The sequence below is a fragment of the Mesorhizobium sp. RCAM 05099 genome (assembly GCF_059683685.1).
This window is the reverse complement of sequence record NZ_CM185035.1, coordinates 4750686-4762722: the sequence shown is the minus strand read 5'-3', so window position 1 is coordinate 4762722 and position 12037 is coordinate 4750686. Positions and strand designations below refer to the sequence as shown.

Sequence of the window (12037 nt, the reverse complement as noted above, 5' to 3'; positions counted from 1 at the left end):
ACGCCGACTTCTCCGATGACGCGGCCCGCGGCTCATCCATGGCAGGCTCCAACTCAAGAAAACCGGTTGTTGGCATGAAGATCCGCGTCGCGCTCGTTTCCGCATTGCTGGCCGTTTCCGGCTGCACCACCCTGAGCGGCAAGGGCCCCACCATCGCGCCGACGCTCGCCGCGACGCCTCCGGCCAGCGGTGGCAAGGTCACCACGACGATCATTTCCGCGATGGGCGGCGGTCTCATCGGCGGGTCGATCGGCGCCGGCCTCAGCGATGCCGAGAAGCGCAGTGCGCTCGAGGCTGAATACAAGGCGCTCGAATACACGACCAGCGGTCAGAAGGTGACGTGGAAGGGCGCCCAGGCTTCGCGTTATGGCGAGGTCGTTCCTGCCCAGCCCTACCGCGTCGGGTCGCAGGACTGCCGCCAGTACACGCAGACGGTGTTTAACGGCGGGGCCGGGGTCACGGCGCGCGGAACCGCCTGCCGCAACGCCGACGGTAGCTGGACGCCGCTGACCTGACAACCAGTGGGTCCAGCTGGGATCCGGCCGATTGATGTCGATCAAGGACATGCGGCGCGCCTGCCGTCAAAGCGTCGCAGGACGCCTGAGTTGGCAGGGCTCGGCTCTGCCGTTATTGGAAGAACCATGCTGTTCTGGGTCATAGCCGCAATTCTCACGCTGGGCGCAAGCCTGACGGTACTGCTGCCGCTGGCTGGCGGCTCGAAGGGCGTGTCGTCGAGCGGCGATCACGATCTGGAAGTCTATCGCGATCAGTTGTCCGAGCTCGACCGCGACGCCGCGCGCGGCTTGATCCAGCCGGCGGAGGCAACCGAGGCGCGCGCGGAGATCGCCCGTCGCATTCTTCGCCTCGACAATGCGGAAGTGGGCGGCGAGGCATCCGCCGGCGAGCATCGGTCGCGGCAAGGCTGGTGGCAACCGCGGCCGTGTTGGTGGTACCGATTGTCAGCTGGGGCCTCTACAGCCAGCTCGGCTCGCCTGATCTGCCGTCGCAACCGCTCAGCGAGCGGTTGGCCAAGAATCCGGCCGACAGTTCGGTCGACGAACTGGTGGCGCGGGCGGAAGCCCATCTCGCCGCCAATCCTTCCGATGGCAGGGGATGGGACGTGCTGGCGCCGGTCTATCTGCGCATGCAGCGCTTTTCCGATGCGGCAGCGGCTTATCGCAACGCCATTCGCCTCGATGGTGACAGTGCCGATCGCCAGGCTGGTCTTGGCGAGGCGATCGCCAGCGCGGCGGGCGGCATCGTCTCGGCCGATGCCCAGGATGCCTTCGAAGCAGCGCTGAAGCTCGATCCGGCCAATGCGAAAGCCAGCTTCTACCTGGCCGTGGCGCTGGCGCAGGAAGGGCGCGGCCAGGAGGCCGCCACGGCCTGGCAGGCCATGCTGGGGAAACTGCCGCCGGATTCGCCATGGCGCAGCGCGGTCGAGCAGGCGCTGGCGAAATCCGGCAGCCCCGAGGTCGCCTCCGGGAGTGCCACGAACGGTCCCGGTGCCGGCGATATCGACGCCGCTTCCGCCATGTCTCCCGCCGACAGGGAGGCCATGATCAACACGATGGTCGCCGGCCTCGACGACAAATTGCGGCAAAACCCGCGCGACGCGGAAGGATGGACCCGGCTCGTTCGTTCCTATGTCGTGTTGGGCAAGGCCGATCAGGCTCGTGATGCGCTGGGTCGCGCCATTGCCGTCTTTGGGGCCGACAGTGACGAAGCGAAGAAATTAACCGCCTTTGCCGCCTCGCTTGGCCTGACGGCAACGGAGTAACCAGAATGACGCGTAAGCAGAAACGACTGTCGGTGATCGCGGGCGGGCTGGCTTTTCTGGGCGCCGCCACCGGACTGACATTCTACGCGCTCGGCCAGAAGGCCTCCTATTTCTACATGCCCGCCGACCTGACCACCGCCAGCCTGCAGCCCGGCCAGCGCATCAGGCTGGGCGGCCTCGTCGAAAAGGGTACCGTCGAGCGCGGCCAGGGCGCCACGGTGGCTTTTTCGGTGACCGACAGCCAGAAGGACGTCAAGGTCAGCTACACCGGCATCCTTCCCGACCTTTTCCGGGAAGGGCAGGGGGTGATCACCGAAGGCTCGTTTGACGCGGACGGTGTCTTCGTCGCCGACAGCGTGCTGGCCAAGCATGACGAGAACTATATGCCCAAGGACGTGGCCGACAAGCTCAAGGCCAAGGGCGTGTGGGAGGAAAGCAAAAAGTGAATAGGCAGTTTCGGCAAAAGTGCCCCACAGTTCTGCGGCAGGAATCCGCCGCAAGACAAAAATCTGGACGCCATGATGGTTGAAACCGGACATTTCGCCCTGGTCTTGGCGTTTGCGCTTTCGCTGGTTCAGACGATCGTGCCGCTGTTTGGCGCGCGCTTGAACAACCAGCGCCTGATGGCTGTCGGTGGTCCGGTCGCGGTGACCGGCTTTGGCCTGACGGCGCTGTCTTTCGTGGCGCTGGCGAGCGCCTATGCAAGCTCGGACTTCTCGGTGGCGAGTGTGTGGGAAAACTCGCATTCGCTGCAGCCGCTGATCTACAAGATCACCGGAACCTGGGGCAACCACGAAGGCTCGATGCTGCTCTGGGTGCTGATCTTGACCTTCTTCGGTGCGCTCGTCGCTGCGTTCGGGTCCAACCTGCCGGCGACGCTGCGCGCCAATGTGCTTGCCGTGCAAGGGGCGATCGGCGCCGCCTTCTTCCTGTTCATCCTGGCAACGTCCAATCCGTTCGTCCGGCTCAATCCGGCGCCGATCGAAGGCCGCGATCTCAACCCCATCCTGCAGGATCTCGGTCTCGCCGTTCACCCGCCGCTGCTCTATCTCGGCTATGTCGGCTTTTCGATCTGCTTTTCCTTCTCGGTGGCCGCTCTTATCGAGGGGCGCATCGACGCGTCCTGGGCACGCTGGGTGCGGCCGTGGACGCTGGTCGCCTGGATGTTCCTGACCGGCGGCATCGCCATGGGATCGTACTGGGCCTATTACGAACTCGGCTGGGGCGGTTTCTGGTTTTGGGATCCGGTCGAGAATGCCTCCTTCATGCCGTGGCTGGCGGGCACCGCGCTGCTGCATTCGGCCATCGTCATGGAAAAGCGCTCGGCGCTGAAGATCTGGACGCTGCTGCTCGCCATCCTCACCTTTTCACTGTCGCTGCTCGGCACCTTCCTGGTGCGCTCGGGCGTGTTGACCTCAGTGCACGCCTTTGCCACCGATCCGACACGCGGCATCTTCATCCTGTGCATTCTTACGCTGTTCATTGGCGGCTCGCTGGCGTTGTTCGCGCTGCGCGCCTCCCGATTGACGGCCGGCGGCCTGTTCCATCCGATTTCGCGCGAAGGCGCGCTTGTCCTCAACAACCTGTTTCTGACCACGGCCACCGCGACCGTGCTCGTCGGCACGCTTTATCCGCTGGCCGTCGAGGCCTTTTCGGCCGACAAGATCTCGGTCGGCGCGCCGTTTTTCAACCTGACCTTCGGGCCGTTGATGGTGCCGCTGCTGGTGATGGTTCCGTTCGGTCCGCTGCTGGCCTGGAAGCGGGGCGACGTCTTCGCCGCCGCGCAGCGCCTGATGGTGGCCTTTGCCGCGGCCCTTCTGGTAACGCTGGTCACCGCTCTGTTCATCGACGGCGCCTCGGTGTTCGCGGCGCTTGGCGTCGGCCTTGCCGTCTGGCTGATCCTAGGCGCGCTCACCGACCTTGCCGTCAAGTCCGGCTTTGGCAATGTTGCAACGGGGCTCATGGTCAGGCGCTTGCTTGGCTTGCCGCGCTCGGTCTTCGGCACGGCCTTGGCTCATCTCGGTCTTGGCCTGACCACGCTCGGCATCGTCGGCACGCTTTGCTTCGGCACCGAGAAGATATTGTCGATGCATGCCGGCGAGACGGTGGAATTGTCCGGCCACACGCTGCGTTTCGTCGGGCTTTATCCTGCCCAGGGGCCGAACTACAGCGAGGACCGTGGTCGCTTCGAACTGATCGGCGCCAGCGGCAGCGCTATCGGCGAAATGAGTTCCGCCAAGCGTTTCTACCCGGTGCGGCAGATGACGACGACTGAGTCCGGCATCAAGACGCTCTGGTTCAGTCAGCTCTACCTTTCGCTCGGCGACGAGGGCAAGGATGGCTCGGTCGTGGTGCGCCTGTGGTGGAAACCGCTGGTGACATTGATCTGGGGCGGTGGCCTGGTGATGATGGCTGGCGCGGCCATGTCGCTGATGGACAGGCGCCTGCGCGTCGGCGCCCCATCGCGCCGCCGCAGGCAGGCGAGCGCCGTGACGTCCGCGGGTCTGCCATGAACGCTAGGCTTTCGCTGACCTCGATTGTCCTGCTGCTGGCGCTGTTCTTTGCCGGCACGGCACTTGCGGTGAAGCCCGACGAGATGCTGGCCGATCCGGCGCTCGAGGCGAGGGCGCGAGTGCTCTCGGAAGGCCTGCGCTGCATGGTTTGCCAGAACCAGTCGATCGACGAATCCGACGCCGATCTTGCTCGCGATCTACGCATCCTAGTGCGCCAGCGCCTCGTCGCCGGCGATACCGATCAGCAAGTGGTGGATTACGTGGTGTCGCGCTACGGCGAATTCGTGCTGTTGAAGCCGCGCTTCGAGCCGCGCAATGCCTTGCTGTGGGGAACGCCGGTCATCCTGCTGCTGGTGGGAGGCTTTTTCATCGTACTGACGGCGCGGTCGCGCCGCACACTGGCAACAAAATCCCTGTCGGCCGAAGAACAGGCATCGTTGGACGCCATATTGCGCCGCGACTGACGGCCGCGGTGACCCGCGAACATTACCAAAGTTTCATGTGTCGGAAATGGCGCTGTAATGTGCGCCTCTCTAAGTCTCCTTTCCCGAGGATGCCGATCAAGCGCGTCCATTTGAAGAGGATACGAGACCCATGAATATTGCCCCCAATTCATATTCCGTCACCCGCAAGCGTCTCATGGCTGCCGTCGCGTCCATCGCCGTTGCCGGTGCGATCGGCGTCGGCGTGCTGACGACCGGAACCGGGCCTGTCTTGGCCGATGCCGTGCGCGTCGAGGCACCGCAGGTGCCGGGCTTCGCCGATGTCGTCGAGCGCGTTTCGCCCGCCGTGGTCAGCGTCAAGGTGAAGGCCAAGATCAGCCCGGCGGCGGACGATGGCTCCGACCAGTCCGACGATCCGAATGGCATGAACGACATGCCCGACAATCCGCAGTTGCGCCGCTTCTTCAAGGAATTCCGCGGCTTTGGCGACCAGGGCGGTCAGAATGAGGACGGTCACCGCCGGTTTGGACGCCGCGACCACAACAACGGCCAGCCGCGGCCGGTTGCGCAGGGTTCCGGCTTCTTCATCTCCGATGACGGCTATCTCGTCACCAACAACCACGTCGTCGAGGAAGGCTCGGCCTTCACCGTGGTGATGAATGATGGCAAGGAACTCGACGCCAAGCTGATAGGCACCGACCCGCGCACCGACCTCGCCGTGCTCAAGGTCGACGGCGTCGGCAAGTTCACCTATGTCGACTTCGCTGACGATTCCAAGGTTCGCGTCGGCGACTGGGTGGTGGCCGTCGGCAATCCGTTCGGCCTCGGCGGCACCGTCACCGCGGGCATCGTCTCGGCCCGCGGCCGCGACATCGGCGCTGGCCCTTATGACGACTTCCTCCAGATCGACGCCTCGGTCAACCGCGGCAATTCGGGCGGCCCGACTTTCAACCTCAACGGTCAGGTCGTCGGCATCAACACCGCGATCTTCTCGCCTTCCGGCGGCAGCGTCGGCATCGCCTTCGACATTCCGGCTTCGACCGCCAAGCAGGTGGTGCAGGACCTGATGAAGAGCGGCAGCGTACAGCGCGGCTGGCTTGGCGTTGAAATCCAGCCGGTCACGGCGGACATCGCCGATCTGCTGGGCCTGAAGTCGGATAAGGGAGCCTTGGTGTCCAGCGCCCAGGATAACGGCCCCGGCAAGAAGGCGGGCATATCGGCCGGTGACGTGATCACCCAGGTCGACGGCAAGGACGTCGCTTCGCCGAAGGAACTTGCCCGGCTTATCGGTGCTTACTCGCCGGGCAAGTCGGTCGATGTCACGGTCTGGCGTGACGGCAAGAGCCAGACGGTCAAGGTCGACCTCGGCACATTGCCCACGAGTGACAAGCAGGCGTCGGCCGACCAGCCGCAGCAGCCCGCCGCTCCGGCAAAACCCGACACCCTGGCAGATCTCGGTTTGACCGTCACCAAGTCCGAAAACGGCAAGGGTCTTGTGGTGACCGACGTCGATCCGGACAGCGATGCCGCCGATCGCGGCATCCAGCCGGGCGACATCATCACCGCCGTCAACTCGACCGAAGTGAACGGCACCGAGGACGTCGCCAAGGCCATGACCGAAGCGGTCAAATCCGGCCGCAAGGCAGTGCTGATGCAGATCACCCGCGACGACAACAACCGTTTCGTCGCGCTGCCCGTCGCCAAGGGCTGACGCTGGCTCCGGAACCGGAGTCCGGTTTCGGAGGCGGCAGGTTCGACGTTTCCAGTGCGGCCGTTTCAAACACCCCCGAGCCGCCGCACGGGAGAGCATGGAGCCGAGCACGTTAGTCAGTCATCGTGCTCCCCTCCGGCGGCAGCGGGCCTCCCATCGCCCGCTGCCGCACATTTCCAAAAACGCGTTTCAGCAATCTTGGTGAAACGAGATCGGGAACGAGGATTTTTATCGCGCGCGGCTTCCAATCATCTTGATCGCGATGCGCTTTGGCAAAGGCCACAATGCAGATGCCTGCTACTCAACCTTCCAGCGAAATCGCGTATAACAGCCCGATGAAGATTCTCGTCATAGAAGACGATCGCGAGGCCGCGGATTACTTGCAGAAAGCCTTCACCGAGGCCGGTCACACCGCGCATGTCGCCGGTGACGGCGAAACCGGCTTCGCGCTCGCCGATGCCGGCGATTACGACGTGATGGTCATCGACCGCATGATGCCGCGTCGCGACGGCCTGTCGGTCATCACCGGTCTGAGGTCCAGGGGCAACACGACGCCGGTGCTGATCCTGTCGGCGCTCGGCGAGGTCGATGACCGGGTCACCGGCCTGCGCGCCGGCGGCGACGATTATCTGACCAAGCCCTACGCTTTCTCCGAGCTTCTGGCCCGCGTCGAGGTCCTGAACCGCCGTGCCAGCGCCAAGGAAGCCGAAACCGTCTACCGTGTCGGCGATCTCGAACTCGACAGGCTGTCGCATTCGGTCCGCCGCGCGGCACGCGAGATCACGCTGCAGCCGCGCGAATTCCGCCTGCTCGAATATCTGATGCGCCATGCCGGCCAGGTGGTGACGCGCACCATGCTGCTCGAGAATGTCTGGGACTATCATTTCGATCCGCAGACCAACGTCATCGACGTCCATGTCTCGCGGCTGCGTGGCAAGATCGAGAAGGGTTTCGACAAGCCGATCCTGCATACAGTTCGCGGCGCCGGCTATATGCTGAAAAGCGGCTAGCAGCAGCATGGCTCTATCCGTGCCAGCCATCATGAAGACGACGGCAGCGCGGCTTTCGGCGCTCTATCTTCTGCTCTTCGCGCTCTGCGCAGTTCTGCTTGTCTTCTACATGACCTCGCTGTCGGCGCGCATGCTGACCGCGCAGACGCAGGAGACCATCAACGACGAGGTGCTCGGCCTCGCTCGCGCCTATCAGCGCGGCGGATTGCCGATCCTGGTGCGCGTGGTCGAACAGCGTTCCCGCCAGCCTGGCGCCAACCTCTATCTGATCGCTGACGCCAACGGCCAGATCCTGACCGGCAACGTGCAGAGCCTGGAGCCGGGCGTTCTGGAAAACGAAGGCTGGACCAGCAGCCCGTTCTCCTATCAGCGCTTTGGCGAGGGGGAGCTTGAGCGTCTGCGCAATCTGCCTGCTGAACAGGGCACCACCACGCAACCCGATCAGAACGATACGCAGGCACAAGGCGAAAAGGGCCACAACGCCATTGCCTTGGTGCTTCGCCTGCCGAACCAGATGATCATGCTGGTGGGCCGCGACCTTGGCGAGCCGGAGCGGCTACGCGCCGTCATCCGCCGCGCCTTGACGCTGGCGCTCGGCATGATGGCGGTTGGCGGACTGCTGATCTGGTTCTTCGTCGGCCGCGCTGCGCTGAAGCGCATCGATAGTGTGTCAGAAGCAAGCCGCCGCATCATGGGCGGCGACCTGTCGGGCCGGCTGCCGGTTACCGGGGCCGGTGATGAGTTCGACCGTCTCTCCGAGAACCTCAATTCCATGCTGGCCAGGATCGCCACGCTCAATGAAGGCTTGAAGCAGGTTTCAGACAACATCGCGCATGATTTGAAGACGCCGTTGACGCGGCTGCGCAACCGCGCCGAAGCGACGCTTTCCGGCAAGCACAAGTCCACCGACTACCGCCAGGCGCTGGAAAGCACGATTGCCGAGTCCGACCAGCTGATAAAGACCTTCAATGCCATCCTCATGATCTCCCGGCTGGAGGCGGGCTACTCTTCCGAGAACACCAGCCGCGTCGATCTGGCGGCGGCGGTGCGCGATGTCGTGGAGCTCTACGAGCCCGTGGCGGAAGAGGCTGACGTTTCGCTCGAAGCCACGACGGACGGCGCCTTCATAGTCAACGGCAATCGCGAGCTGATTGGCCAGGCGCTGTCCAACATCGTCGACAATGCCATCAAATACTCGACCGATGCCACCGCCAAACCGGCCGTTCGCGTGGCGCTCGGTCGCGCCGGCGGCGAAATCAGGCTTTCCGTCACCGACAATGGCCAGGGCATCCCGGACGATGCCGACCGCGCACGGGTGACCGAACGTTTCGTGCGGCTGGAGAAGAGCCGTTCGCAGCCTGGCTCAGGTCTCGGTCTCAGTCTCGCCAAGGCCGTGATGACATTTCACAATGGCCGGCTTGATCTCTTGCCTGGCAATCCCGGATTATCCGTGGTCATGAGTTTTCCCGCACGGGAGGATCATTGATGAGCGCGGTTGCGAAGCGGGCGGAGGCGGAGTGGCTGTTGAAGCCGGCGGCAAGGCTTTCTCCCCTGGACGAAAGCCATGCGCGGCAGGAACTGGCCGAGATCGCTTCCGCGGCACGCGAAGAAGGGCTGGCGCGGCTGGCCAGATTCCTGGCCGGCAAGGGGGAGGGCCAGGACTTCCTGGCAGCTGTCTTCGACTTGTCGCCGTTCCTGCGTGATACGGCGCGTCGCCGGCCGCGGATCCTGGACGGGCTTTTCGACCAGACGGTCGAGGCTCGGCTGAAGGCGATCGGGGCCGCGATCGATCGCGCGCATTTGGCCGAGGCAGTCTCGGAATCCGGCCTGATGATGGAACTGCGTCAGTGGAAGGCCGAGGCGCATTTCCTGATCGCGCTGGCCGATCTTGCCGGCGAGGCCGAAACGGCGCTGACGGTACGGCGGTTGAGTGACCTGGCCGATGCCTGCGCCCGCGCCGCCGTCGACTTCCTGCTGCGCGACGCGCATGGCCAGGGCAAGCTCAGACTGCCGGATCTCGACAATCCATCGCGGCAATCGGGCTGGATCCTGCTCGGCATGGGCAAGCTTGGCGCGCATGAGCTGAATTTCTCCTCCGACATCGATCTTGTGGTTTTCTTCGATCCGGAGGCGCCGGCCATCGTCGATCCTCTTGACGCCACCGAGCTGTTTTCGCGCCTGACACGCCGGCTGGTGCGCATCCTGCAGGACCGCACCGAGCACGGCTATGTCTTCCGCACCGATCTCAGGCTGCGCCCCGATCCCGGTTCGACACCGCTGGCGATCCCTGTCGAAGCTGCGCTGCGCTACTACGAGGCGCGCGGCCAGAACTGGGAGCGCGCCGCGATGATCAAGGCGCGTCCGGTGGCCGGCGATCTGGCCGCCGGTGCGACCTTCCTCAAGGAGCTTCAGCCCTATATCTGGCGCAAATACATGGATTACGCGGCGATTGCCGACGTCCACTCGATCAAGCGCCAGATCCACGCCCACAAGGGCCATGGCGAGATCGCCGTGAAGGGGCATAACGTCAAGCTTGGGCGCGGCGGCATTCGCGAGATCGAGTTCTTCGTCCAGACACAGCAGCTCATCGCCGGCGGCCGCTTTCCGGAACTGCGCGGTCGCGAGACGGTGCCGATGCTCGGCCAGCTTGCGGCGCGCGGCTGGATCACCGCCGACGCGCGCGACGCGCTCGCCCGTCAGTACTGGTTCCTGCGCCGTGTTGAACACGCCGTGCAGATGGTTGCCGACGAGCAGACGCACACGCTGCCGGACGACGATGAGGGGCTGGAGCGCATCGCCCGCATGCTTGGTTTCGCCGATGCGGCCGCCTTTTCCCTGGCGTTCCGCGCCTCGCTGCAACAGGTCGAACGCCACTACGCCGCGCTGTTTGAAACCGCGCCCGAGCTTTCGACGGGCATCGGCAATCTGGTCTTCACCGGCGATGTCGACGATCCCGATACGTTGCAGACCCTGCACGGCCTCGGCTTCCAGCGGACGAGCGACATCTGCCGCGTCATCCGCGGCTGGCATTTCGGCCGCTATCGCGTCACTCAGTCGGCGGAGGCACGCGAGCGACTGACTGAGTTGACGCCGGCGCTGCTGCGCTCTTTCGGTCAGACGCGCCGGGCGGACGAAGCCCTGCTCCGCTTCGACGAGTTCCTTGCCGGCCTGCCCGCCGGCATCCAGCTCTTTTCGCTGCTGCAGTCCAATCCGGCCCTGTTGAAGCTCTTGGCGACGATCATGGGTGCCGCACCCCGGCTGGCGGCGATCATCACGCGCCGGCCGCATGTCTTCGATGGCCTGCTCGACCCCGCCCTGCTGACAGAATTGCCGGATCGCGCCTATCTGTCGGGCCGGCTTTCCGCCTTCCTCGAAGGCGACAGGGCCTATGAGGATGTGCTCGACCGGCTACGCATATTTGCCTCCGAGCAGAAATTCCTGATCGGCGTCAGGCTGCTCGCCGGCTCGATCGATCCGGCCCGGGCCGGCCGCGCCTTTTCCGACCTTGCCGATCTCACCATCGGGGCGGCGCTGCAGGCGGTGACGGCCGAATTCGCGGTACGCCATGGCACGATTGCCGGCGGCGTGGTTTCGCTGCTCGGCATGGGCAAGCTTGGCAGCCGCGAGCTGACCGCCGGGTCGGATGTCGACCTGATCCTGCTCTACGACCACGAGCCGGACGCCGAGGACTCCGACGGCGACAAGCCACTGGCGCCCTCGCACTACTACACCCGCATGACGCAGCGGCTGATATCAGCGGTGTCCGCGCCGACCGCGGAAGGGGTGCTCTACGAACTCGACCTGCGGCTGCGGCCATCCGGCAATAAGGGTCCGGTGGCCACCCACATCGACGCCTTCAAGAAGTACCAACGCCAGGAGGCCTGGACGTGGGAACACATGGCGCTGTCGCGGGCGCGCGCCATTGCCGGCGACGCCAGCCTGTGCGGCGAGGTTGAAGCGGAAGTTGCCGCGGTGCTTGGCCAACCGCGCGACGCTGTAAAGGTGATGTCCGAGGCCGCAGACATGCGCGCCATGATCGAGGCCGAAAAGCCGCCGCGCGACCTCTGGGACATCAAGCTCATACCCGGCGGTCTGATCGATCTCGAATTCATCGCCCAGGTGGCGGTGATCACCGCGCAGGTCGAAGCCGGGCCGCGCGTCACCGGCACGGCCGAGATCCTGTCCCGTCTGGCGCCCGGCTTTGCCGTGGCCGGGGTCAGGCAGGAACTTGCCGATGCCTATGCACTCTATTTGGGGCTGACCCAGATGACCCGGCTGTGCCTCACCGGAGCCTTCGAGCGCGACGACGTTCCGCCGGGGCTTTCGGATCTGCTTCTGGCGGTCGCCGACCTGCCGGATTTCGGTGTGCTGGAAGCACATCTCAAGGAAACGTCGCGGAAGGTCAGGAAGGATTTCAACCTTCTGCTTCGTGCCGGACGACCGTGACGAACGGTTGTCCGGCCAGAGCATCGGACCCAACGGTGGGAACCGGTTTTGGGAAAGTCCGATGCTCAAACAAGGAGATAGAGCGGCCATAGATCCGCCACTCCAGCGTCGGGGGTGACGATGCAACAGGAGAA

General features: G+C 64.7%; 8 protein-coding genes and 1 pseudogene. All 9 read left to right on the top strand.

Going from position 1 to position 12037, the window contains the following annotated elements:
• Positions 1–74 precede the first annotated feature (74 nt).
• On the top strand, positions 75–515 hold the full coding sequence (locus AC56QQ_RS23685) for an RT0821/Lpp0805 family surface protein (protein ID WP_489860526.1): 441 nt from the start codon (positions 75–77) through the stop codon (positions 513–515).
• A gap of 126 nt (positions 516–641) precedes the next feature.
• Positions 642–1780, top strand: a pseudogene (ccmI, locus tag AC56QQ_RS23680) (c-type cytochrome biogenesis protein CcmI).
• Positions 1781–1785: 5 nt separating this feature from the next.
• Complete coding sequence (gene ccmE / locus AC56QQ_RS23675) at positions 1786–2226, top strand: cytochrome c maturation protein CcmE (protein WP_497123580.1); 441 nt, start codon at positions 1786–1788, stop codon at positions 2224–2226.
• A 75-nt stretch (positions 2227–2301) separates the two neighbouring features.
• Complete coding sequence (locus tag AC56QQ_RS23670; RefSeq protein WP_497123579.1) at positions 2302–4293, top strand: heme lyase CcmF/NrfE family subunit; 1992 nt, start codon at positions 2302–2304, stop codon at positions 4291–4293.
• On the top strand, positions 4290–4757 hold the full coding sequence (locus AC56QQ_RS23665; protein WP_497123578.1) for a cytochrome c-type biogenesis protein: 468 nt from the start codon (positions 4290–4292) through the stop codon (positions 4755–4757). The genes AC56QQ_RS23670 and AC56QQ_RS23665 overlap by 4 nt, the downstream gene beginning before the upstream one ends.
• Before the next feature lie 130 nt (positions 4758–4887).
• On the top strand, positions 4888–6447 hold the full coding sequence (locus tag AC56QQ_RS23660; RefSeq protein WP_497123577.1) for a Do family serine endopeptidase: 1560 nt from the start codon (positions 4888–4890) through the stop codon (positions 6445–6447).
• Between the two features lie 335 nt (positions 6448–6782).
• Positions 6783–7457, top strand: coding sequence for a response regulator transcription factor (locus AC56QQ_RS23655; protein ID WP_167365012.1), 675 nt, complete (start codon positions 6783–6785; stop codon positions 7455–7457).
• 7 nt (positions 7458–7464) lie between these two features.
• Complete coding sequence (locus AC56QQ_RS23650; RefSeq protein WP_497123576.1) at positions 7465–8943, top strand: sensor histidine kinase; 1479 nt, start codon at positions 7465–7467, stop codon at positions 8941–8943.
• Positions 8943–11903 carry a bifunctional [glutamine synthetase] adenylyltransferase/[glutamine synthetase]-adenylyl-L-tyrosine phosphorylase gene (locus AC56QQ_RS23645; protein ID WP_497123575.1) on the top strand — a complete coding sequence of 987 codons (2961 nt, stop codon included), beginning with the start codon at positions 8943–8945 and terminating at the stop codon, positions 11901–11903. Before AC56QQ_RS23650 ends, AC56QQ_RS23645 begins: the two co-directional genes overlap by 1 nt.
• The last annotated feature ends 134 nt before the right edge of the window (positions 11904–12037 follow it).